This window comes from Mycolicibacterium llatzerense, assembly GCF_025331195.1.
Lineage (GTDB): Bacteria > Actinomycetota > Actinomycetes > Mycobacteriales > Mycobacteriaceae > Mycobacterium > Mycobacterium llatzerense.
In genome coordinates, this window is record NZ_LXOV01000001.1 from 2,196,820 (window position 1) to 2,220,421 (window position 23,602).

Sequence of the window (23,602 nt, forward strand, 5' to 3'; positions counted from 1 at the left end):
TTTCGTGCGTACACGCCGGAGATGGATTGTGCGTCAGCGAAGTTGACGCCTACCTGAACGACGGTCGGCTCGGCGTTGAGGACTGCCCGCATCCTGCCGACCAAATTCTCGGGGGCGAAGAACAGCCACCCCTGGTCGAGATGGAACCAGTAGCGGCCATTGATGTGCTCGCGCAGTGCGCTGAGTTCTGCCAGTGGTTCCGTCGAGGGGTGTGATCGACGAATTCTAGGAAGGGGTACTGCTCCAACAAGAGTGCCCGGTCTCGGCCGGCGAGACCGGTGTCGAGCACCAGGAATCGATGTGCCTGGCCTACGTCCAGACAGCAGTTCATGAATGTGTTGAGCGCCAGTTGGGTTGTTCGGATGTCCGGTCCCGCGATCAGGCTGATCGTCACCGCGGCACCCCGCTGGTGGCTGGACATGTTGTGTACCAATGCTTCAGGGTATGCCGACGCGGCTTCGAGCAGCGCCGGAACGGACTGATCGCGGTTCCTCGCTATTCGGCTGCGGTCCTCGCCGTTGATGTCAGTACGGGCGAGCAGCTGACGGCACAACGCAAACGATTCTGCGTGCCGGCCGGTCCATGATGCGCAGACGGATTGTTCATCGAGGGCACGCCATTGGTAGACGGACGAATCGACGAACAGGATGTCTGCCTCCGGAAGCGGTATCTCCGCTGCGCATCGTGCGAAGAGATAACCGAGCTGATACTCGCCCCGGGCACGGTACTCGGCGGCGATGGCATGTAGCGGCTCAGCGCGGGTAGGCCGGAACGCCCAAGCCCGCAGGTAAGCATCCAAGACCTGCGGCCACGGTTCGCCCAGGCGGCACATCGACCGGGCCACCTGGCATAGGGCGTAAAACGTCTCTTCGTCCCAGCCGCCCATCTCGGCGCGCCGGCCCGACCAGATTCGGGCGTTGGCGAAATCACCCAGGTTGAAATAGCTTTCGGCGAGGTAGAAGGCCGAACGTTCGTTCGTCGGGTCGCGCTGCACCTCCACCAGCAACAGGTCGCGATCCCGCTCGTACTTTCGCGGATCGTTGTTACGGGCGCCGAGTCGGCGGGACTCGATGAAGTAGTCGCCTTCGAGGCGCTCCTCGTGGAACGGCTCAGTGCAGTCGGCGTATTCGTGGACGACGCCGATGTATCGCCACGGGAGGCCGTCGCGAAATAGCTGCCGCCGCCAGTACAGCAGCCCGTCGCTGATCCGCATGGAGTAGACGTCGGCGGAGAGTCGCGTGAAGTCGGGCCGGCCGCGGACGGTGTCGTCGGCGTCCATGACCCAGATGTAGTCACTGTGGCCATGGGCGAGCTGCAGTGCTTCGGAACGGTTTTCGCCGAGATTGCGCCATCTGCGTTCGTGGACCTCCCCGGGGACTCCGAGATGCGCCATGTGATTTCGGATCGTCTCCTGGGTGCCATCGGCGGAGCCGGTATCCACGATGACCCAGTAGCTGATATAGGGCGCGACCGCATCGAGCACCTCGGTGACGATGTGTGCTTCGTTGCGCACGATCATGTTGAGGCAGATGGTCGGCCCGGGTGGATTGTCCACTGAATCCGTATACCCGATTTCGGTTGATGTTTGCTGCGCTTCCACCGAAACGGTTCAGCTCATCCACTGCGGGCGTTCGGGAACGGCCACCAGCTTCGCCATCTGGCCCGGTGCATCGGTTTCTGTGAGCCTGCACGCTACGGTGGTGCCCATGGTCCGCACCCGCGTCGCGCTCGCGCTCGTGCTGGCGGTCGGCATCTCGGGGTGCGGCCGATCGGAGCCTACGGCCGATGACTTCGCCGGCGAGCTGTCCAAGAGCGTGACGGTCGAGGCGACGACCGGTCACCTGGCCAAGCTGCAGGCCATCGCCGACGCTCACGGTGGGAACCGGGCGTTCGGCACACCTGGTTACGACGCGAGCGTGGACTACGTCGCGAATGCGCTGCGCGCCAAGGGTTTCGACGTCGTCACTCCGGATATGGAAGTCAAGGTGGCGTACAACAACACGCCTGAACTGACCGTGGCCGGCACCCGGATACCGGCGCGGGCGCTGGAGTATTCGGTCGGCACCCCCGGTCTCACCGCACCGCTGGTGCCGGTCAAAGGCGGTCCCGCATCAGGCTGCAACAGTGCCGATTACGACGGCCTGCCGATCAAGGGCGCGGTCGCGCTGGTGGACCGTGGCACGTGCCCCTTCGCGGTGAAGGAGGCGACCGCGGCAGTGCACGGCGCCGTCGCGTTGGTGGTGGCCGACAACAAGGACGACGTCGACGACGCGGGCGTCCCCGCGCGGGGCGGCACCCTGGGCGCCAAGGCGACGGTGAGAATTCCCGCGGTACTGATCTCGAAGGCGGCCGGGGCTCGGCTGCGGGCCGCCCCGGGGCCGGTGTCCCTCAAGCTGGACGCCGGTGTGCGGGTTGAGCACACCCGCAACGTGATAGCCCAGACCAAGACCGGGTCCGAGCATGACGTCGTGATGGTCGGTGCACATCTGGACAGCGTCAAGGAAGGGCCGGGGATCAACGACAACGGCTCCGGCGTGGCCGCGGTCCTGGAGACGGCATTGCAGCTGGGCAGCGCCCCGCAGATCGCGAACGCGGTGCGGTTCGCGTTCTGGGGCGCCGAGGAGGAGGGCACGATCGGCTCTGACCGATACATCGAATCCCTCGACGTCGAGGCGCTCAAAGACATTGCGCTGTATCTGAATTTCGACATGCTGGCCTCGGAGAACGCCGGCTATTTCAGTTACGACGGCAACCTGTCCGGCCCGCCGCTGGCCGACGACCTGGTGCCGCGTATCCCGGAGGGCTCGGCGGGAATCGATCGCACCTTCACGGCGTATCTGTCCGATGCCGGTAAGCCGCCTCAGGACTACCCGTTCAACGGACGGTCGGACTACGACGCCTTCACCAAGGCCGGTATCCCGGCGGGTGGGTTGGGCACCGGCGACGAGGAAAACATGAACGACGAGCAGGCCCGGCTGTGGGGCGGCACCGCCGGAAAACCTTTCGACTCCAACTACCACAAGAAGACGGACGACTTGGCGCACATCAACCGCACGGCAATGGACATCATGGGTCGTGGAGTGGCTTTCGGGGTGGGGCGGTACGCCCAGGATTTGAGTGGCCGCAACGGCGTTCCGGTCCGCGATGACCGGACCCGGCACGTGGTCTCGGCATCATGAGGCGGGCACTGGCCGCCGGGCTGCTGACCGCTGTTCTGGCGTCGTGTGCACCACCGCCGCAGCCACCGGCCCCACCGCCGCCGCCCGCGCCTGATCTCGCGCGCGATCTGGCCGGCAGGGTGGGCACCGACGGCATCTACACGCATCTGAGGAAGTTCGCCGCCATCGCGGCGGAGAACAAGGGCACCCGCGCCGACGGCACCCCCGGCTACCAGGCCAGCGTCGACTACGTCGCGAACCTGCTGCGGGACAAAGGGTTCGACGTGCAGACCCCCGAGTATGTGCGCGTGGAACGCGGTGCCCCCGGCAATCCGGTGCTCGACGTCGGTGGCCGTCGGTGGGGGGTCGTGCAGGCCTCGCTGTTGACGTCCACGGCGCCCGGCGGCCTGACCGCGCCGACGTTGCACCCTGTCAAGCCGGCCGGTTGCGCTCCGGACGATTACGGCACCCTCAACCTGCGGGGAGCCATCGCGGTGGTCGACGACGCGGTGTGCTCGGTGGTCGACAAGCAGAATGCGGCGGTGGCCCGCGGCGCGGTCGCGGTGCTGGTGGTCAGCCCGCCCAGCGCGAACGGCGCCCCGCGCGGGCTGTTCAGCCCCGGCTACTACGAACACCTCAACACGCCGGTGGGCATCATCGGCAAGGACGCCGATGCCGTACTGCTGAAAACCAACAGCCCGGTGAAGCTCACCCTCGACGCCAAGAACACCGGTGTGAAATCGCGAAACGTCTTGGCTCAGACCAAGACCGGCGACCAGCACAGCGTCGTGCTGGCGGGCGCGCACCTCGACAGCGCGCCGACGAGCGCGGGCATCAATGACGCGGCAACCGGGGTGTCGGCACTGCTGGAGACGGCCGCAGCGCTGGGCGGCTCGCCGAAGATCGAGAACGCGGTGCGGTTCACGTTCTGGGGTTCGGGCGCCGTGGGTCAGGAAGGCGCCACCAAGTACGTGCGCGGGTTGGCTGCCGAACCGCTGAATGACATTGCGCTGTATCTGGATTTCGACATCCTCGGTTCACCCAACGCCGGGTTCTTCACGTTCGACGGCGACCAGTCCGGCCAGGCGAACCCTGAGATCCCGCTTGACGCGGTGCCCGCCGGGTCGGCCGGGCTCGAGCGCACGCTGGCCGGATATCTGTATCTCGCCGGCAAGCGGCCCGCCGACATGACGATGGATCTGGGCAGTGGCTACGGTCCGTTCCTCACCGCCGGGATTCCGGTCGGCGGCATCTCGACCGGCACGTCGCAGCGGAAATCGCCGATCCAGGCGCGCTTGTGGGGCGGACAGGCGGGCGCCGCTTTCGATCCCGGGTACGGGCCGAAGGGCGATACCGTCGAGCAGCTGAACCGCGCGGCGCTGGCCGTGACCGGACCCACCGTCGCGTTTGCGGTCGGCACGTACGCGCAGTCGCTGACGGGCCCCAACGGTGTGCCGTTGCACGACGAACGACACCGGCAAGCAGGCAAGTAGCCGAGTTTCACAGCTACTGCATAACTGGAGTCGCCGTTCCTGTGAGTCCGGTTGCCAGGTTGCCGGGTTAGTAATGGTGCCCATGAAAAGCACCTATCGCCGTTGGTCGGCCGTTGCCGGCACCGTGACTGTCGTGGCCATGGGCGGGCTGACCGTCGCCTGTGGTTCGCAGGGCAACAACGCGCCGGCCACCGTGACAGTCACCCCGTCGAGCACCACGACCACCACGACGACGGCCAAGCAGCACCACGGCGGTGGTGGCGGCGGTAGCGCGGGCGGCGGTCAGCAGCAGGCGCCGGCGCCCGCTCCGGAGACGGTGACCAACACCGAGACGGCCACCCAGACCGAGACCCAGACGCAGACCGAGACCTCGACGTCGGTGCAGACCTCGACGGAAACGTCGACGTCGGTGCAGACCTCGACGGTCTACCAGCCGCAGCCGCGCGAGCGCGGCGGCTTCAACAACTTCGGGCCGCAGCAGCACTGATCAGGCCCTGAGTTAGGTCCGTCACTGCTTGTATGCAAGCTTGCATGCAAGTTGCTACTGTCGTCCCGTGGCCATTGATCAGACTCCCGCCAGCGAGCGCGCCTACCGTGACACCAAGAGCAAGATCCTGGTCGGCGCGGTCAAGGGCGGGCAGCTGCTGAGCGAGGTGGAAGTCGCGGCGGAGCTCGGCGTGAGCCGGACACCGGTGCACGAGGCCTTCCTGCGTCTGGCGGCCGAGGACCTGCTCGACCTGCTGCCCCGGCGGGGCGCGGTCGTCGTACCGATCCCACCGCGTGAGGCCACCGACCTGCTCGAGATGCGCCTGGCGCTGGAGGGCAGTGCTGTGCGCCGCCTCTGCCGTTCTGAGGCCACCGCGCAGGCAGTGGCTGCCGAACTCGCCCGGCTGATCGACCAGCAGCGTGGCGCGGCCACCGATCTGGCGCGCTTCGCCGAGCTCGACGACGCCTTCCACCGGCACATCGTGGACTCCGCCGGCAACTGCATCGCGCAGCGGTTCTACGGCTCGTTGGGCGACCGGCAACGCCGCATGATGGCCGACGCCGTGCAGGCCGACCAGACGCTCGTCGAACGGCTCATCGCCGAACACGCCGAGCTGGCCCAGGCCATCGACGTCCGCGACGCGACGGCGTTCGACGCCCGCCTGCTGGCGCACCTCGAGTCGACGTACGAGGTGGTGCTGCGATGAGTCGCGCCCGTGTGAAGCCATGGCTCGCCGTCGCCGCCGGTGTCTTCTGCATCGGTTGGGGCGGAAACCAATTCACCCCGATGCTGATCGAATACGTGCACCGCGCCGGATACTCGCGCGTGGACGTCGACGTCCTGCTGGGCGCCTACGTGCTGGGCCTGATCCCCGGCCTGCTGGTCGCGGCGGCCATGTCGAACCGGTACGGCCGGCGCCCATTGATGGTCGCGGGCTTGATCAGCTCGGCGCTGGGCAGCCTGATTCTCGCGACCGGTGAATTGGGCGGATTCCCAGCACTTTTCGTCGGCCGGCTGCTGTGTGGGCTGAGCGTGGGTGTCGCGATGGCCGTCGGTTCGACCTGGATCGCGGAGCTGTCCGCACCGCCGTATGACACCGCAGCGACGGGGGCCGGCGCCCGGCGGGCCTCGATCTGGCTGTCGCTGGGGCTGGCGATCGGCCCCTTGTGCTCGGGCCTGCTGGCGCAGTTCGCGCCGCTGCCGTTGACGCTGACGTACCTGGTGCAGGCGGCGCTGTGCGTGCCGGCGCTGTGGCTGGTGCTGACGCAGACGGTCGAGACCCGGGGTGCTCGGGTCAGTGGAGACCTGTTGTCCCAGTTGCGGGTTCCAGCCGCCACGCACCGCCGCTTCGTCCGCGTCGTCGCGCCGATGGCGCCTTGGGTGTTCGGTTCGGCGGCCATCGCGTACGCCATCGTGCCGGCTCTGGTCGCCGACCGGCTGGGCCCATGGGCGCTGCTGTACACCGCGGGTCTGACGGTGCTGACGCTCGCCTGTGGCGTGCTGGTGCAACCGATCGCCCGCCGGTTGGACGACCATTCCAGCGCCCGCGCGGTGGTGGTGTCGATGGTGCTGATGTCGGCCGGGGTGTTCGCCGCGGTCGCCACGGCGGTGACGCGCTCACCGGCCATCGCGGTGCTGGTGGCCATGCTGCTGGGCAGCGCGTACGGCATCGCCATCGTGTCCGGGCTGCTGGAGATTCAGCGCATCGCCGAACCCCACGAACTGGCCGGGGTGTCGGGCGTGTACTACTCGCTGGCGTACGTCGGCTTCCTGCTGCCCGCCGTGCTCGCCGCGCTGGCCCACTACGTCAGCTACCCGGCGATGCTCACCGTCGTCGGCCTGATGGCGGCGGTGTGCACGGTGATCTGCGCGGCAGGCTGGTCCAAGCACCTGCCGGCGCGCGCCTAGACCGGGATTTGTGCACGATTTTCCGCGCCAACCGCGGAAAATCGTGCACAAATCACTAAGTCAGGCGCGGTTGCGGGCGACGTTGGCGGCCAGGTAGAGGACGTACCCGATGACGCCGACGGTCGCGATTTTGCGGGTCTGCGGCACGATCAGGCCGACGCCGAGCGCCGTCTCGATCGATCCGTTGACCTTGAGGTGCTTGTCGATGTCCTCCGGGAACGCCGTGGCGGTGATGCCCTTGAACAGGTCGGGCTTGACGAAGTGCGCCAGTCCGGCCAATGCCAGGCCGATCCCGGCCAGCAGGCCCTTCTTTCCAGCGGTGTTCTCAGCGGCGTCGGTCACCTGTGGTCCTCTCTGCTCACGAAATCTTGTAGTCGCTCAACGGAAATTCGGACGCTTCCCGGATTGCCGTCTCGGTCGACGACGGGCGTAGCAGCGTGGGCTCACCCGCGGGATTGAAATAGTACGAGTGGGCGCTGGCGCAGTTGCCGAGCGTGAACAGCGAGTCGCCGAGCAGTTCGGTCATCCGGTCGAGGAACGCCGTGTTGGCTTCCTCGGTGACCTCGAACGTCGTCGCACCGCGCGCCCTGACCTCGGTGAAAAGCCGGTCCATCAGCCGCATCTGGTACTCCATGGTGTTGAAGAAGTTCAACCCCAGGAACGCGTACGGGCTCGCCAGGCTCAGGTAGTTCGGGAAGTACGGCATCGACACGCCCTGGTAGGCCTGGAAACGCGTTTCACGCCACCACTTTCCGAGATCGCGGCCCTCGCGGCCGATCACCTCGATGGCCGGGAAGTTGGCCTCCCACAGGTCGAAACCGGTTGCGAGCACCAGGGTGTCGATCTCGACCTTGACGCCGTCGTTGCCCAGGATGCCGTCGGCCTCGATCCGGTCGATGCCGGCGTCCTGCAGGTGCACGTTGGGGCGGTTGAAGGCCTGGTAGTAGCCGTTGCTGAAAGTCGGCCGCTTGCAACCGAAGTCGTAGTCCGGGGTCAGTCGGCGCCGCAGGTCCTTGTCGCGGATGACGAAGAACCGGTGCATCTTCGACAGGTCGGAGGCCGAGATGTTGAAGCGGCCGCGGAACATGCCGTAGTGCCGGACCCCGACGGACACCATGACCTCGTAGATCGAGTCGGTGAGCCAGCGAAGCGCGCGCTGCGTCAACGGGAATCGCGCGAACAGCTTCTTGGCCCGGGCGCCGAAGCGCGGGTCGATCTTGGGCACCACCCAGATGGGCGTGCGCTGGAACACCGTCAGATCGGCGGCGGTCTTGGCCAGCTCGGGGATGAGCTGGACCGCGGTGGCGCCGGTGCCGATGACCGCGATGCGCTTGCCCGTCGGGTCGTAGTCGTCATCCCAGTCGGTGGTGTGGATGACGCGGCCGGCGAAGGTCTCGATGCCCGGAATCGCCGGGATGTTCGGCTGCGACAGGAAGCCGGTGGCGGTGATCAGGTAGCGGGCGCTGAGGGTTTCACCGTCGGCGATGTTGATGCGCCACAGCGCGGCTTCCTCGTCCCAGCGGGCGCCGTTGACGACGACGTTGAACCGGATGTGCCGCCGCACGTCGTACTTGGCCGCGACGTCGTCGGCGTACCGCTTGATCTCCGGGCCCGGGGTGAACAGGCGCGACCAGTTCGGGTTGGGCTCGAAGAAGTACGAGTAGGTGGTGGTGGGCACGTCGACCGCGAGCCCGGGATAGTGGTTGACGTACCAGGTGCCGCCGAGGTCGTCCTCGCGCTCCAGGATGGTGAAATTCTCGATCCCGAGGCGTTTGAGCTGGATGGCCGCACCGATACCGGCGAATCCCGCGCCGACGATGACCGCGTCGAACTGCTGCGTCGTCATATTCAGACGGTACCTCAGGTACCGCTTCGGGCCACGAACACAAGGGCCGCGGCGACGGCCAGCGCGGGGACGTCCAGGGTCTTGGATCCCAGGTCATGGCGGGCGCCGGTGATCTCGATGAGCTCGGTGGGCGCCCGGATCAGCTGGGCGGCGGCCGTGAGCTCGGCAATGCTGCCGAACGGGTCGGCCGTGCCGTGCGTGAAGACCGTCGGGACCTCGATCTGGCCCAGGTGCTCGGTGCGGGCCCGCTCGGGCTTGCCGGGCGGGTGCAGGGGATAGGAGAACAGCGTCAGGGCCGCCAGGTCGGCGCTCTGTGCTGCCACCATCGACGTCATCCGGCCACCGTAGGAATGGCCGCCGGCGATCACCGGGCCGTCGGTCAGGGTGTGGGCCAGCTCGATCGCCTCGACGATGCCTTGCTGGTCCGACGCTGCCGAGTTGGACGGCGGCCCCTTCGGGCGGCGCCGCCGGTAGGGCAGGTTGTAGCGGATGGCGAGCCAGCCGTGGCGAGCCCATTCGTCGCAGATGCGGACGATCAGTGGGGCGTCGCGGTTACCGCCCGCGCCGTGCGTGAGCAGCACGACGCCCGTCGGCGTCCCGTCGGGTTCGTGCGCGATGCCCGCGATGTCCTCGAGACTCATGCCTGCAACCTGAACAGCGCGTTGACCGGACCGTGGCCGTGGCCCAGCGGGTAGGCCGCCCGCAGGCACTCGGTCACCCAGCTCTTGCCGAACGCCACCGCGTCGGGCACCGAAAAGCCGTGCGCCAGTGCGCAAGCCGTCGACGCCGCGAGCGTGTCGCCCGCACCGTGGTCATGACCGGTGTCGATGCGCTCGGTGGTGTATTCGTAGAACTCGCTGCCGTCGTACAGCAGGTCCGGGCTGTGATCGCTGGACCGCAGATGACCGCCCTTGACCAGGGCCCACTTCGGGCCCAGGTCATGCAGGGCCTTGGCGGCATCTTTCTGGGTCGACGCGTCGACCACCTCGATGCCGGTGATCAGCCGGACCTCGTCGAGGTTCGGGGTGACCAGCGTGGCGATCGGAAACAGCTGGGTACGAACCGAATTCAGCGCGCTGGGGTGCAGCAGCGGGTCGCCGTGCATGGACGCGCACACCGGGTCCACGACCAGCGGGATGTCACCGTCGAGGCTCTGCCAGGTCTCCGCCACCGCACCGATGATCTCGGCCGAGGCCAGCATGCCGGTCTTGGCTGCCTGGATGCCGATGTCGTCGGCGACCGCGGTGATCTGCCCGCTGATGATGTCGAGCGGCAGCTCGTGAAAACCCTTGACCCCCAACGAGTTCTGCACCGTCACCGCGGCGACGGCGACGCACCCGTGCACGCCGAGCATCGCGAAGGTACGCAGGTCGGCCTGGATGCCGGCGCCGCCGCCGGAGTCCGAGCCGGCGATGGTCATCACCCGCAGCGGCGTTTCGCCCGGCGGGGTCAAAGGCAGAAGGTTCACGGACGCATCACGACGTCAAGGGTAGATACACCCGGTTGCCGTGGTCAGCGAACTCCTGGGATTTCTCTGCCATGCCCTGGGCGATCTCGTCCGCGAAATCGGGCGCGACCCCGTCCGGGTAGGCGTCGCGGATGTCCTGCGTGATGCGCATCGAGCAGAACTTCGGACCGCACATCGAGCAGAAATGCGCCGTCTTGGCGGGCTCGGCCGGCAGCGTCTCGTCGTGGAACTCGCGGGCAGTGTCCGGGTCCAGCGACAGTGCGAACTGGTCGTGCCAGCGGAACTCGAAGCGCGCCTGGCTCAGTGCGTTGTCGCGGTCCTGCGCGCCCGGGTGGCCCTTGGCCAGGTCGGCGGCGTGCGCGGCGATCTTGTACGCGATCACCCCGTCCTTGACGTCCTTGCGGTTGGGCAGGCCCAGGTGTTCCTTCGGGGTGACGTAGCACAGCATCGCGGTACCGGCCTGGGCGATGATCGCCGCACCGATGGCCGAGGTGATGTGGTCGTACGCCGGCGCGATGTCCGTCGCCAGCGGGCCCAGCGTGTAGAACGGGGCCTCTTCGCAGAGTTCCTCCTCCAGGCGGACGTTCTCGACGATCTTGTGCATCGGGACGTGGCCCGGGCCCTCGATCATCACCTGCACGCCATGGGATTTCGCGATCTTGGTGAGCTCGCCGAGGGTGCGCAGCTCGGCGAACTGCGCCTCGTCGTTGGCGTCGGCGATCGAGCCGGGACGCAGACCGTCACCGAGGGAGAAGGTGACGTCGTAGCGCTGCAGGATTTCGCAGAGCTCTTCGAAGTGCGTGTAGAGGAAGGATTCCTGGTGGTGCGCCAGGCACCACGCCGCCATGATCGAGCCGCCGCGGGACACGATGCCGGTGACGCGCTTGACCGTCAGCGGGATGTAGCGCAGCAGCACGCCGGCGTGCACCGTCATGTAGTCGACGCCCTGCTCGCACTGCTCGATGACGGTGTCGCGGTACAGCTCCCAGGTCAGCTTGGTGGGATCGCCGTTGACCTTCTCGAGCGCCTGGTAGATCGGCACGGTCCCGACGGGGACGGGGGAGTTGCGCAGGATCCACTCGCGGGTCTGGTGGATGTCCTTGCCGGTGGAGAGATCCATGATCGTGTCGGCGCCCCAGCGGGTGGCCCACACCATCTTGTCGACCTCTTCGGAAATGGAGGACGTGACGGCCGAGTTGCCGATGTTGGCGTTGACCTTCACGGCGAACGCCTTGCCGATGATCATCGGCTCGAGCTCGGGGTGGTTGTGGTTGGCCGGGATGATGGCGCGGCCGATGGCGACCTCGTCACGCACCAGCTCGGCCGGCACACCCTCGCGCTCGGCGATGAACGCCATCTCGGCGGTGATCTCGCCGTTGCGGGCGCGCTGCAACTGGGTGCCGCGGTCCTTGACGACACCGGGACGGGCGGGCAGGCCCTTCTCCAGGTCGATGGTGGCGTTCTCGTCGGTGTACGGGCCCGAGGTGTCGTACAGGTCGAGGTGGTCGCCGGTGGTCAGGTTGACCCGGCGGAACGGGACCTTTCCACCGTCGGGAAGCTCCCGGTAAACCTTCGTGCTGCCCTGGATGGGGCCGCAGGAAAGGTCGTTGAATACAGCAATTGCAGACATCTGCTTACTCCCTACGCCGGCATTACCCGGTCAGGTTCATACGGTCGACGGCGCCATGAAGCCGTCCTCTCAGCGCACCAGGGTGTGCGCTCCCGCGCGGACGCTGTTCACCGTAGTCGATGCGCGCCGGAAGGCAAGGGTGCGTTGCGGGCCGGTGAGCGGGACGGAATTGTCATGCGGTCGTTTGTATAGCTAACATATGTTTTTCTGATATTGGAGCGAAGACCGACTGATGACGACTGAAGCCGAGCTCACCGGGCAGCGCGACACCGCGCTCGCCGCCACCGCACGCCGCCGTGTCCAGATGGACCACGACCACCCGCACTACAAGTGGGTCGTGCTGTCCAACACCACACTGGGCATCCTGCTGGCCTCGATCAATGCGTCCATCGTGTTGATCTCCCTGCCGGCCATCTTCCGGGGGATCGGGCTGAACCCGCTCGCGCCGGGCAACGTCAGCTACCTGCTGTGGATGCTGATGGGCTACCTCGTGGTGACGGCCGTGCTGGTGGTGCCGTTCGGCCGCCTCGGTGACATGTACGGCCGGGTCCGGATCTACAACATCGGTTTCGTCGTCTTCACGCTGGCGGCCGTCGCGTTGTCGTTCGATCCGTTTCATCTCGGTGGCGGCGCGGTGTGGCTCATCGCCTGGCGCGTGATCCAGGGCATCGGTGGCGCCATGCTGATGGCGTCGTCGTCGGCGATCCTGACCGACGCCTTCCCCGCCAACCAGCGCGGCATGGCCCTCGGCGTGAACATGGTTGCCGCCGTTGCCGGTTCGTTCCTCGGTCTGCTGATCGGCGGATTCCTCTCCGAATGGGAGTGGAAGGCCGTGTTCTGGGTCGGCGTCCCGATCGGCATCATCGGCACCATCTGGAGCTACCGCTCGCTGCACGAATTGGGCTCGCGCAGTCCGGGCCGAATGGACTGGGCGGGCACCGCGACGTTCGGCGTGGGCCTGACGGTGCTGCTGCTCGGCATCACGTATGGCATTCAGCCGTACGGTGATTCGCCGACGGGCTGGACCAGCCCCGCGGTGCTGGGATCGATCGCCGTCGGCCTGCTCCTGTTGGTCGCGTTCTGCATCGTCGAACTCAAGGTCGAGTCGCCGATGGTCGACATGCGGCTGTTCAAATCGGCGACGTTCGGCATGGGCAACCTCGCCGGCCTGATGTCTTCGGTCGGCCGCGGCGGGTTGCAGTTCATGCTGATCATCTGGCTGCAGGGCATCTGGTTGCCGCTGCACGGCTACGACTTCGAATCGACGCCGCTGTGGGCGGGTATCTATCTGCTGCCGGCGACGGTCGGCTTCCTGGTGGCGGCACCCGTCGCCGGAACCCTGTCCGACCGGCTCGGTGCCCGGCCGCTCGCGGTCGGCGGCATGCTGCTGATGGCGGCGACTTTCGTTGCGCTGCTGATCATCCCGGTCAACTTCGACTACTGGCAGTTCGCCGTCCTGGTGTTCCTCAACGGCGTCGGCGGCGGCATCTTCACCGCGCCCAACGCGGCCGCCATCATGTCGAGCGTGCCGGCCGCGCAGCGTGGTGCGGCGTCCGGGGTGCGGTCGACGTTCTTCAACGCCGGCAACTCGCTGTCGATCGGCATCTTCTTCTCGCTGATGATCGTCGGGCTGGCCAACACGTTGCCGTCCGCGCTGTCCAGCGGCCTGCAGCAGCAGGGGGTTTCGGCCGACGTCGCGCAGCAGGTGGCCGGGCTACCTCCGGTCGGCAGCCTGTTCGCGGCCTTCCTCGGCTACAACCCGATAGCCGAGCTGCTGGCCCCGTTCCACACCCTGCAGCAGCCGGGCATCAACGCAGGCACGCTGACCGGCCAGACGTTCTTCCCGCAGCTGATCACCGAACCGTTCCACTCCGGGCTGGTCGTGGTGTTCGGCGCGGCGGCGATCATGATGCTGCTGGGCGCCGTGGCGTCGATGTTCAATCCGGGTACGTACGCCACGGAGCCCGGCGCCGACAACGAGGCGTGACGGCCGATCAGCGGTCGAAAATGGCTGTCAGATAGTCCGATTCGGGTAGTGACTGGCACGCCAGCCGGACGCCGATGCCGAGTTCGTAGTCGTCGAGGGTGTCGTTGACGCGCATGCTAACCTCGCCCTGACGGAGGGTGTACGCGCACGCGCCGCAGTTGCCTTCACGGCATGCGTAGGGCGCGTCGATACCTTTGTCCAGCAGGGTATCGAGCAAAACCTGGGTCTTGGGCCAACTGATCTCGTGGGTATCGCCGTCGATTTCGACGGTGGCGGTGGCGGACTCGCCGTCCGCGCCAGCATCGCTTGCCGGCTCCGGCGCGGCGAAAGCGTCCGTGGTCAGGGAGACGAAGACCTCGCGGTGCACGTGCTCGCGGGCGACGCCGGCGTCGTGCAGGGCGGCCGCGGCCACGTCCATGAATGCTGCTGGGCCGCACAGGTAGGCGGCGGTGTCGGCACCAGGCTTGGCAGGCAGCAATGTACGCATCCCGGCCGGGGTGGGCAGGCCCGATTCCGACTCGAGCCAGTGGGCGACAGTCAGCCGGTCGACATGTGCCGCAAGCAGTTCCGTCAATTCGGTGTTGAAGATGACCGACTCGCGGTCGCGGTTGGCATAGACGAGTGTCACCCGGCGGCCGGTCTGCAGGAGCACGGCGCGGATCATCGAGATGACCGGGGTGATGCCGCTGCCGGCGGCGACGAAGATCAGTTCGCCCGCTGCCGGGCGGACGGTGAAAGCGCCTGCGGGCGTGAGTGATTCCAGCGTCATTCCGGCCTTGGCGTGGTCGCACAGCCAGTTGGATGCGAGGCCGCCCGCGGTGCGCTTCACGGTCACCTTCAGGTGCTCGTCGGTGGACGGACTGCTCGAGAGCGAATAGCACCGCGAGACCGCACCGCCATGCGCCGGGATGCGCAATGTCAGGAACTGGCCGGCCTGGTAGGTGAACTGGTCACGCGCGTCGTGCGCGGCCGTCAGGACCAGTGACACGGCGTCGGGGGTCTCGGTGATCACCTCGACCACGGTCAACTCGTGTGACCTGGACGCTGTCGATGCGGTCATGGATAAGCCTTCCGTCGTAGGACCAGGTCAGATTGTCGTCACTAACTGTGCCATTGACAAATGGCACAGTTAGTGGTGACCTATTCGGCGTGACGGAAACTGATCGGGCAACGCTGCCCGAGGTACCCAGCCGCGCAACGTTGCGCTCCACGCTCTCGGCCACCGTGACCCGCTGGACGCTCGGAAATCTGACCAGCGTGATCCCCATGAACACGCCCGGCGTTTGGTTCGGGCGCGGACTGATTGCCACCATCATGGAGGTCGCCGGCTCCATGCCCGGCGGCACCCGAATCATCCCGGTGCGCACGCCGCACCTGCGGGGCGAATGGGTCCTCGGGCCGGGTGTCGAATTCGGCCGCCGCGCCGGCTACTACGTGCACGGCAGCGCCTACGTCATCTGCTCGGCGCGCACCCACCGCAAGCTGGTGGCCCGCCTGTCCGAGGCGACGGGCCTGCCGATGTTCGTCGTGGACTACCGCCTCGCTCCCGAGCACCGGTTCCCGACCGCGGCCGAAGACGTCGAAGCCGGATACCGGTGGCTGCTGTCGGAAGGCTATGCGGCGTCGGACATCGTCATGGGCGCCGACTCGGCCGGCGGTCACCTGACCTGCGACATGCTGCTGGCGCATGCCGGCGACGCCGACTTCCGGCCCGCGGGCGTGGTGCTGTTCTCGCCGCTGATCGACGTGACGCTCGGGCTGGCGTTGGAGCAGGAGAAGGCGTCGTACCGCGATCCGGCGATGTCGGCCACCGCGGCTGCGCGCATGGTAGGGCTGTACACCCAAGGGCAGAACCTGGCCGATCCGCGGCTGCGCCTCGACTTCGCCAAGGCAGATCAATTGCCACCCATGCTGATTCAGGTCGGCGGCTTCGAGATGCTGCGCGCCGACGCCCGCTACCTCGATGCCGAACTGCGCCGCGCCGGCGGTGCCAGCACGCTCGAGGTCTGGCCCGGCATGGTGCACGTCTTCCAGGCCCTGCCGCATCTGGCACCCGAGGCCGGCCCGGCACTGCGCCGTGCCGCGGCATTCATCGCCGATGCCTACAAGCGATCCAACGAGCTCGAAGAGGTGTGCTGATGATCGGCCTTGACACAATCCTGAATGTCTTTCGCGGCCAGCGCCGCTCGGACAAAGCGAAGGCGGTGGTCACCGGCGCCGGCAGCGGCATCGGGCGGTCGTTCGCCCTCGAGCTCGCGCGCCGGGGCGGCGAGATCATCTGCGCGGACATCAGCCTGGAGCGCGCGAAGGAGACCGTCGCGCTGATCGACCAGCTGCCGACCGGCAAGGGGCACGCCGTGCAGTGCGACGTCGCCGACCGCACCGCCATCGAGCTCCTGGCCAAGCAGGCGCAGGAGATCTTCGGTGGCGCACCGACGCTGGTGATCAACAACGCGGGTGTCGGCATCGGTGGAAAGCCGGTGGGCGACATCGGTTTCGAGGACTGGGACTGGGCGCTCGGCATCAACCTGTGGGGTGTGGTGTACGGCTGCGAGGTCTTCACTCCGCTGCTGCGTGAAGCCGGCAGGGGCGGCATCATCAACGTGGCCTCGGCCGCCGGGTTCGCCGCCGCGCCGTCGATGGCGGCCTACAACGTGTCGAAGGCCGGCGTGATGTCGCTGTCGGAAACCCTCGCCGCCGAACTCGACGGCACGGACGTCGCCGTCACCGTCCTGTGCCCGACGTTCGTGAAAACCAACGTCTTCACCGACGGCCGCATCACCCCCGGCTCGATGAGCCTGAGCCAGCAGTTGGCTCGCTGGACCGGCCTGTCCGCCGACAACGTCGCCGCCCGCACCCTGGACGCGCACGACGGCGGCCGGCTCTACGTGGTGCCGCAGCTCGACGCCACCGTCATCTGGCATCTCAAGCGACACTTCCCGGCTCTGTACGTCCGCGGTGCCGGACTACTCGGACGCGTACTTCCCAAGGACTGAAAGGAACCCATCATGGCAATGGATCTCGACGAGATGCTGCAGCGCATCAAGGACAAGCAGTGGGCCCTGGCCGACATCGACTGGGACGCACCGGGCGCCGAGCTGATCGAGCCGGAACTGTGGGCCAAGCTCAAGCCGTTCATGACCGACCTGATGTGGATCGAGAACGTGGGCGCCCGTGGCTTCGCCGCGCTGGCCCGCAAGGCGCCGACGCCGACGCTCAAGAGCATCTACGAGCACTTCCACGCCGAGGAGCAGAAGCACGCCAACGCCGAGCTCGCGCTGATGCGGCGCTGGGGCATGCTCGAGAACGACGAGGTGCCGCCGCCGAGCGTCAACGTGCAGCTGGTGATCACCTGGCTCGACAAGTTCTCCGACGGCATGTCGCTGTCGATCCTGGGCACCGTCATCCCCATGCTGGAGGTGGCGCTGGACGGCGCACTGATCAAGTTCATCACCGATGAGGTCAAGGATCCGGTGGCGCAAGAGGTCTTCAAGCGCATCAACTCCGACGAATCCCGCCACCTGGCCGTCGATTTCGAGGTGATGGACATCCTGGGCCACGCCGACATGCGCAAGCTGGCCGTCGACTTCGTCGGTAGCTGGATGAACCCGGCACTGGTCGTCGGCACGCTGAGCTACTTCCCGCTGCTGAACAAGATGCGCGACAACATCGTCGCCATGGGCGTCAACGAGGAGCGCCTGTACCAGGCGATGCGCCGCTTCCAAAGCGTCGGTGAGCGCAGCGCTTTCGCGCGCCGGGTGCCGATGTACCGGTTCGTCTCATGGCACGCCAAGAAGGTCATCGACCGCACGTCGAAGTACCACTGGCTGGCCGACTCGCTGGTGGTCGTCACCGGCGCCATCCCGATGCCACTGGTGCGGTACACGCCGAGCTGGTCGGACGAGATGACCTACGAGCCGGTCGCGTAAAGGAATTCACCAATGACACTCTCTGTAGCCATCATCGGTGCCGGGTTCGCCGGCATCGGCGCCGCCATCCGTCTCAAAGACCAGGGCATCACCGATTTCGAGATCTTCGAACGTGGTACGCGCGTCGGCGGCACCTGGCGTGACAACACGTATCCCGGTGCGGCGTGCGACATCCCGTCGCGCCTGTATTCCTACAGCTTCGCGCCGAATCCGGACTGGTCACACACCTACTCCGGCAGCAACGAGATCCTCGGCTACATCGACAACATGGTGGAGTCGTTCGGTATCGCGCCGCATATCCGCTTCGGCCACAACGTGACCGGCGTGGAGTACGACGAGGTGGCGGGGGAGTGGACCGTCAACTTCGAGGGTCGCGAACCCGTGCAGGCGCGCGCCGTGATCGTCGCCTCGGGGCCGTTGGCGAACGCCAGCTTCCCGAAGATCGAAGGCATCGAGACCTACGAGGGCCACAAGATCCACAGTGCCCGTTGGGATCACGACTACGACTTCACCGGCAAGAAGGTCGCGGTCATCGGCACCGGCGCCAGTGGCGTGCAGATCGTCCCGGAACTGGTCAAGGTCGCCAAGTCGGTCAAGGTGTTCCAGCGCACGCCCGGCTGGGTGATCCCGCGCCTCAACGGTTCGACCAGCGGCTGGCTGAAGCGGATCTACAAGGACGTGCCCTTCGCCGAGAAACTCGCCCGCTCGGCGTGGTTCTGGGGCCATGAGTCGGTCGCGCTCGGTGTCGTGTGGGACAGCCCGTTCACCCGGGTCGTCGAAGCGGTGAGCCTGGCGAATCTGCGCCTGCAGGTCAAGGATCCGTGGCTGCGCCGGCAGCTGACCCCCGACTTCTCGGCCGGCTGCAAGCGGCTGCTGATGACCGCCGACTACTACCCGGCGCTGCAGGCCGACAACTGCAAGCTGGTCACGTGGCCCATTGCGCGGTTGTCGCCCAAGGGAATCCGGACGGTCGAAGGCATCGAGCACCAGTTCGACGCCATCGTGTTCGCCACCGGCTTCGAGGTGTCCAAGGCCGGTACCCCGTTCCCCGTCATCGGCATCGACGGCCGGGAGCTCGCCGCGGAATGGAGCCGGGGTGCGTACGCCTACCGCAGCGTCGCGGTATCCGGTTACCCCAACCTGTATTTCACCTTCGGACCCAACTCCGGCCCCGGCCACAGCTCCGCGCTGGTGTACATGGAGGCGCAGATCGATTACATCGTCGAGGCGATCTCCAAGCTGTTGCAGTTCGGGTGGAAGTCGCTCGACGTGCGTCCCGAGGTGCAGGCACGCTACAACGAGGACATCCAGCAGCGGCTGCAGTCCACCACGTGGAACTCAGGCTGCCAGAGCTGGTACCTCACCGAGGACGGCTTCAACGCGACGATGTTCCCGGGGTTCGCCACCCAGTACGTCAACCAGTTGAAGGCGGTCAATCTGCACGACTTCAAGATCACTGCTGAACAGACCAGCGGTGCGTCGGTCCTGACCGCATAGAATCCGCTGGTGGCTGAGTACCGGATCGACGACCTCGCGCGCGAAGCGGGGACGACAACCCGGAACGTCCGCGTCTACCAGGAGAACGGCCTGCTGCCCCGGCCCCAGCGCCGGGGCCGGGTCGCGATCTATACCGATCGGCACCTGAGCCAGTTGCAGGCGATCGTCCGGCTGCTCAGCGAGGGCTTCACCGTCAAGCACATCCTGAAGTTCCTCACCGGCCTGCAGCGCGGTGAGGGGCTCGTCGAGGTGCTGGACCTCGCCGAGCTCGAGGAGTTGGTGATCTCGCCGTGGTCGAACCCCGAGGCGCAGACCATGACGCGCCAAGAGCTGGAGATGGCGCTGGGCCGGCTCGACGGCGCGACGCTGCGACGGCTCGTCGCCGGCCGGATCATCGAGCCGACGGACGACAAGGATGCCTACCTGGTACCTGACCGGCGGGTTATCGACGACTTCGCCAGGCTCATCTCCCGCGGGATGCCGTTGGCGGCGATCCTCAAGACCACCACCGCGGTCGACAAGAAGCTCGACGAAGCGGCCCGGGCCATGACCCGGGCCGGGCACACCGAGGTGGTCCGGCAGCGGGGGACGGGCTGGTACCCCAGCAACGACGTCGAACTTGCCTGGGCCGCCGACCTGATCGATGCCATGCGCCGTGTATCCCGCCGTTCTGCCCACGCTAGCCTTGACCGCGCGTTAGATGAAGCGGTGCGAGCCGAGCTGCGGCAGTACCAGCAGGAGGCCAAGGACAAGGGGGCTCCTGTCGAACGGAAGGCGTGAGTCATGGCGCAGGCAGACGGAGCTGAGGCTTCCTCCGGCAAACGGAAGCGCGGGCCGAAGACCCTCGTCCAAGCGGTGTTCGCATTGATGGACGATGTCGCCGAACTCCGGAAATCCGCGCAGTTCATCGCCGACAACATCGCCGCCCTGAGCGAGAGCGCAGCGGGCATCGACAGGCACGCCGAACTGATCGCCAGCCAGATCACCACGTTGACCGAGGCCGCGGCCGGCATCGACACGTCTGCCGAGAAGATCGCCCACGGTGCCAACTCCATCGCGGCGACCCTGCCGAGCCTGAAGCGGCTCGCCGAAGTCGTGGAGCCGCTCGATACCACGGTGGCCCGGCTGGGCTGGCTCGTCGACCGGCTTCCCGGCGTAAAACGAAGCTAGTCGTCAATTCCTGTTCTCGCAGAACGGAATTCGTCCTCACTCGTCAATATCGAGACCCGTGTCGATCGGCTATTGCCACCCGCCGAACATCGGAGGAACGTATATCGGTGGACCGGCGGCGCCGCTGGGGCGCTGCCCCGATATAGAGGGGGTGGGCCGTGTACGCACGCTCTACCACTATCAACGCACAACCCTCGGCTATCGACTCGGGAGTGGCTCACCTCCGCGATGAAGTGATGCCCCAACTCCAAGGTCTCGACGGGTTCGTCGGCATGTCGCTGCTCACCGACCGGGAGTCCGGCCGGTGCATCGTGGTGACCGCGTGGGAGTCCCAGGACGCGATGAACGCCGTCGCCGAGCAGGTTCGGCCGATTCGCGAAAAGGCGACCCAGATGTTCAGTGGCGGCGCCCCGACCGTTGACGAGTGGGACATCGCGATATTGCACCGCGCTCGCCAGATGCCCGAGGGCGCGTGCGCGCGGGTTACGTGGGGACATGTCGACCCGGCCCACGCCGACGCCGCCATCGAGCATTTCAAGATGAACATCGTCCCCGACAGTGAGGCGCTCGAGGGCTTCTGCAGCACCAGCCTGCTGGTCAATCGGAACACCGGACGCGGCGTGGCCTGCACGACGTTCGACAGCCGAGAAGCCATGGAGCGCAACCGGGATGGCGCGCGCACGATGAAGCAGATGCGCATGAAGGAAACCGGTGCGGCCGAGCTGGACGAGGCCGAGTTCGACGTGGCCTTCGCTCACCTGCGGGTGCCGGAACTGGTTTAGCCGCAGGCGCCGAACCGACCCGGGGACCGGACCGGTGCCGGGTCGTGCTCGGCTGCCCCGTGGGGGCAAGCCAAGAATCTGCCAAGCGTCGGGCTGCATGCTTCCTTCACCAATCAGCAGCAGAGACAGGTGAGTTCACATGACGCGACGAATCGCACGACTGGCCGCGGCGGCACTGTTGTCCGGCGGGATGAGTCTGGCCGCTTTCGGGTTGAGTGCCGGCACTGCCCAGGCAGAACCCTCCTCGGGCACCTGGTGTCCGGGCCAGCCGGTCCCCGGAGGCTTCACCGAGGTCGACTGGGACTGGACGACCTGCCATCGATACAACTTGGTACACCGCGGAATGCCGCCCCAGGTCGTCGGCATGACCGCCGAAGACGGCTGGTACGGTGGCCACCCCCACTATCGGACGGTCGCGGGCGAGAACACCAACGCGACCTGTCAATTCTTGGGGTGCCCGTAGCTACGAACGGCAGGGCTGAGGACAACACGGTTCCCGATTCCAGTGCTACTTCGAGTGTGCTGACACGACGTTCAACAGTCGAGAAGCCTTGGACCGCAACCGGTATGGCGCCGGGACCCGGAACGAACGCGTATGAACCGGCGCCGCCTAGAACGGTGCCGGTTCGTCCCATTGTTCTGCGGCCAGAATCTTTTCGAGTTCGAGGCGGCGGCGCCATTGGTCGTCGGCGATGTGTTCTTCGTTGACCATCCGGGCTTCGTTCGCCCATTGTTGGCGTTCTTGGGCTCGGGTGCGTTTGCGTTTGGGCATGCAGTATCCCCGCCCCGGTTTCCGCACCGGCTCCCCAGTGATTTCGGGGGTTCCGGTCGGCTTGCCGAGTTGCGGGTACCAGTGCGCACCGTCGGGTTTGGTGACGTAGGTGTGCCCGGTGGGCGCGGTCCACACCACGGTTCCGTCCGGGAACTGGTGATCGGTCCAGCCGTGGAACGTTTTGAGCAGGTGGTGAAATCGGCACAGGCACTTGAGGTTTGACGGGTGCGTCGGCCCAGCCGGGTAGGGCACGGTGTGGTCGAGGTCGCAGGCTTCAGCGGGCCGGTCACAGTCGGGGAAGCGGCACGTCAGGTCGCGGCAGCGCACGAACTCGGCGAGCGTGGCCGACGGCCGGTACCGCGGTTCGATGACATCCGGCGGGATGTGCACCTGCCGCACCGTCGCACCCTCGGCCAGCTGGGTCACCTGGTCGGCGGGGATCTGCCCGTACCCGGGCAGGAATCCCGGCGCACCACCGTCGAGGGCGTCGGCGGTGGCGATCACGTGGATCACCGCGCGGGTCCCGACGGTCGGCGCCGGCAGCTCCACCCCGGTGGCGGGGCAGTCGGCGTCGCCGCACTGGCACTGCAGCCGGCCACCCCGGGCCAGGGCATCAATGGCGGCGGCGCGGCGCTGGTCATGGCTGCGCGGATCGTTCTTGCACACCCCGCGGGCCAGGTCATCGAGGGCGGCGTCCAGCACGGCGGCGGTCGCCGCGTCCACCGTTCCGCAGACGCTGGCGCATCCCGGGCCGGATGCACGGATGTCGAGGTAGCGGGCCTGCGACGGGGGTTTGGGTGCGTGCACCCCCGCTTGGTCGGAGGCGGCGATGATCGCGTCGATGCGTTGTTCCATCTTCGGTTTCGACAACCGGCCCCAGGACACGATCTTGGCCGCGAGGTCGGCATCGACCTGCGCGGCGACGTCGTCGTCGATGATCAGGTCGGTGCGCGAGACGATCATCGCGACCAGCACCGCATCGATCAGGCCTTTGGCATACACCGCCGCCACTTTCGGCAGCCGGGTGCGCAGCATCACCGCCCGGTCCACCTGCGCCTGCGCCCGCTTGCGGGACACCCCGAGAGCGGCGGCGACCTCGACCACCAGCCCGGAATACCCGTCGATCGCCCAATACCGCTTTTCCACATCATCATCAGGAGCCCGCAGCGCCCACAGGTCACCGATCGCGGCCAGGCGGCGGGCACCGGCGGCGTTCTCTTCCCGGGTGGCGAGGGTGATCGCGTCGACCGCCGCGGGCGCGGCGTGGGGATCACTATTCGATTCGAACATACAAGCGACTCTACTCTCGCCTACCGACAAGAACGCGCGGAAAGTGCGGGCTTGCTTCGGCGACGGTTAGGACACCTAAATACAAGGACTGCAGCAGGATTGGGGCCACGCAGGCTCTCGGACAGGTATCGTCAACCGTCGACGATTAGTGGGCCTAATCGTCGACGGTTGACGGAAGCCTGGTC

22 protein-coding genes and 1 riboswitch are annotated in these 23,602 nt (G+C 66.9%); of the genes, 14 read left to right on the forward strand and 8 right to left on the reverse strand.

The features are described from left to right. Positions 1–49 precede the first annotated feature (49 nt). A complete protein-coding gene (locus tag A7G45_RS10850) occupies positions 50–1,555 on the reverse strand; it encodes a tetratricopeptide repeat-containing glycosyltransferase (RefSeq protein ID WP_237163031.1) in 1,506 nt (501 codons plus the stop codon). Between the two features lie 151 nt (positions 1,556–1,706). Here A7G45_RS10850 and A7G45_RS10855 point away from each other — a divergent pair, with 151 nt between their 5' ends. From A7G45_RS10855 to A7G45_RS10875, 5 genes are all read left to right on the forward strand, one after another. Next, positions 1,707–3,179: a M28 family peptidase gene (locus A7G45_RS10855; protein ID WP_061002137.1), complete on the forward strand. Its 1,473-nt coding sequence runs from the start codon at positions 1,707–1,709 to the stop codon at positions 3,177–3,179. Then, the gene (locus A7G45_RS10860; protein ID WP_061002140.1) at positions 3,176–4,651 is read left to right on the forward strand and encodes a M28 family peptidase; all 1,476 of its coding nucleotides are present in this window, start codon (positions 3,176–3,178) and stop codon (positions 4,649–4,651) included. Before A7G45_RS10855 ends, A7G45_RS10860 begins: the two co-directional genes overlap by 4 nt. Before the next feature lie 82 nt (positions 4,652–4,733). Continuing rightward, a complete protein-coding gene (locus A7G45_RS10865; protein WP_162563420.1) occupies positions 4,734–5,138 on the forward strand; it encodes a hypothetical protein in 405 nt (134 codons plus the stop codon). 67 nt (positions 5,139–5,205) lie between these two features. Next, a complete protein-coding gene (locus A7G45_RS10870) occupies positions 5,206–5,844 on the forward strand; it encodes a GntR family transcriptional regulator (RefSeq protein WP_260936730.1) in 639 nt (212 codons plus the stop codon). Beyond that, positions 5,841–7,046 (forward strand): MFS transporter, encoded by a 1,206-nt coding sequence (locus A7G45_RS10875; RefSeq protein WP_260936731.1) that lies wholly within the window; start codon positions 5,841–5,843, stop codon positions 7,044–7,046. Before A7G45_RS10870 ends, A7G45_RS10875 begins: the two co-directional genes overlap by 4 nt. A gap of 60 nt (positions 7,047–7,106) precedes the next feature. Here the strand turns inward: A7G45_RS10875 and A7G45_RS10880 are convergent, their stop codons facing one another. The 5 genes from A7G45_RS10880 to thiC all read right to left on the reverse strand — a co-directional run bounded on the left by A7G45_RS10880 (position 7,107) and on the right by thiC (position 11,990). Then, entirely contained in the window at positions 7,107–7,388 is a 282-nt protein-coding gene (locus A7G45_RS10880) for a DoxX-related protein (protein ID WP_020100616.1), read from the reverse strand. Positions 7,389–7,404: 16 nt separating this feature from the next. Then, positions 7,405–8,892: a flavin-containing monooxygenase gene (locus tag A7G45_RS10885; protein WP_260936734.1), complete on the reverse strand. Its 1,488-nt coding sequence runs from the start codon at positions 8,890–8,892 to the stop codon at positions 7,405–7,407. A gap of 14 nt (positions 8,893–8,906) precedes the next feature. Next, positions 8,907–9,533, reverse strand: a complete 627-nt coding sequence (locus tag A7G45_RS10890; RefSeq protein WP_260936736.1) for an alpha/beta hydrolase family protein — start codon at positions 9,531–9,533, stop codon at positions 8,907–8,909. Further along, positions 9,530–10,360: a bifunctional hydroxymethylpyrimidine kinase/phosphomethylpyrimidine kinase gene (gene thiD / locus A7G45_RS10895; RefSeq protein WP_260936738.1), complete on the reverse strand. Its 831-nt coding sequence runs from the start codon at positions 10,358–10,360 to the stop codon at positions 9,530–9,532. The genes A7G45_RS10890 and thiD overlap by 4 nt, the downstream gene beginning before the upstream one ends. 7 nt (positions 10,361–10,367) lie before the next feature. Then, positions 10,368–11,990 carry a phosphomethylpyrimidine synthase ThiC gene (gene thiC, locus A7G45_RS10900; protein WP_020100612.1) on the reverse strand — a complete coding sequence of 541 codons (1,623 nt, stop codon included), beginning with the start codon at positions 11,988–11,990 and terminating at the stop codon, positions 10,368–10,370. Further along, positions 11,982–12,096, reverse strand: a riboswitch (TPP riboswitch). It overlaps the preceding gene by 9 nt. Positions 12,097–12,222: 126 nt before the next feature. Here thiC and A7G45_RS10905 point away from each other — a divergent pair. Beyond that, positions 12,223–13,977: an MFS transporter gene (locus A7G45_RS10905; RefSeq protein WP_260936742.1), complete on the forward strand. Its 1,755-nt coding sequence runs from the start codon at positions 12,223–12,225 to the stop codon at positions 13,975–13,977. A 7-nt stretch (positions 13,978–13,984) separates the two neighbouring features. Here the strand turns inward: A7G45_RS10905 and A7G45_RS10910 are convergent, their stop codons facing one another. Beyond that, on the reverse strand, positions 13,985–15,037 hold the full coding sequence (locus A7G45_RS10910; RefSeq protein ID WP_260936745.1) for a ferredoxin--NADP reductase: 1,053 nt from the start codon (positions 15,035–15,037) through the stop codon (positions 13,985–13,987). A gap of 89 nt (positions 15,038–15,126) precedes the next feature. Here A7G45_RS10910 and A7G45_RS10915 point away from each other — a divergent pair, with 89 nt between their 5' ends. The 8 genes from A7G45_RS10915 to A7G45_RS10950 all read left to right on the forward strand — a co-directional run bounded on the left by A7G45_RS10915 (position 15,127) and on the right by A7G45_RS10950 (position 21,818). After that, a complete protein-coding gene (locus A7G45_RS10915) occupies positions 15,127–16,116 on the forward strand; it encodes an alpha/beta hydrolase (protein ID WP_260936747.1) in 990 nt (329 codons plus the stop codon). Then, positions 16,116–16,973, forward strand: coding sequence for an SDR family NAD(P)-dependent oxidoreductase (locus A7G45_RS10920; RefSeq protein ID WP_090563052.1), 858 nt, complete (start codon positions 16,116–16,118; stop codon positions 16,971–16,973). Before A7G45_RS10915 ends, A7G45_RS10920 begins: the two co-directional genes overlap by 1 nt. 12 nt (positions 16,974–16,985) lie before the next feature. Continuing rightward, positions 16,986–17,906, forward strand: a complete 921-nt coding sequence (locus A7G45_RS10925; protein WP_029105034.1) for a reductase — start codon at positions 16,986–16,988, stop codon at positions 17,904–17,906. Between the two features lie 12 nt (positions 17,907–17,918). Beyond that, on the forward strand, positions 17,919–19,403 hold the full coding sequence (locus A7G45_RS10930) for a flavin-containing monooxygenase (protein ID WP_029121369.1): 1,485 nt from the start codon (positions 17,919–17,921) through the stop codon (positions 19,401–19,403). A 9-nt stretch (positions 19,404–19,412) separates the two neighbouring features. Then, positions 19,413–20,183: a MerR family transcriptional regulator gene (locus tag A7G45_RS10935; RefSeq protein WP_061004473.1), complete on the forward strand. Its 771-nt coding sequence runs from the start codon at positions 19,413–19,415 to the stop codon at positions 20,181–20,183. Between the two features lie 3 nt (positions 20,184–20,186). Next, the gene (locus A7G45_RS10940; RefSeq protein ID WP_061004475.1) at positions 20,187–20,573 is read left to right on the forward strand and encodes a hypothetical protein; all 387 of its coding nucleotides are present in this window, start codon (positions 20,187–20,189) and stop codon (positions 20,571–20,573) included. A 158-nt stretch (positions 20,574–20,731) separates the two neighbouring features. Next, a complete protein-coding gene (locus A7G45_RS10945) occupies positions 20,732–21,355 on the forward strand; it encodes a hypothetical protein (protein WP_061004476.1) in 624 nt (207 codons plus the stop codon). Between the two features lie 139 nt (positions 21,356–21,494). Beyond that, positions 21,495–21,818 (forward strand): hypothetical protein, encoded by a 324-nt coding sequence (locus A7G45_RS10950; RefSeq protein WP_061004478.1) that lies wholly within the window; start codon positions 21,495–21,497, stop codon positions 21,816–21,818. 147 nt (positions 21,819–21,965) lie between these two features. Here A7G45_RS10950 and A7G45_RS10955 read toward each other — a convergent pair whose 3' ends face one another. Then, positions 21,966–23,417, reverse strand: a complete 1,452-nt coding sequence (locus A7G45_RS10955) for an HNH endonuclease signature motif containing protein (protein ID WP_260936761.1) — start codon at positions 23,415–23,417, stop codon at positions 21,966–21,968. Positions 23,418–23,602: the final 185 nt, after the last annotated feature.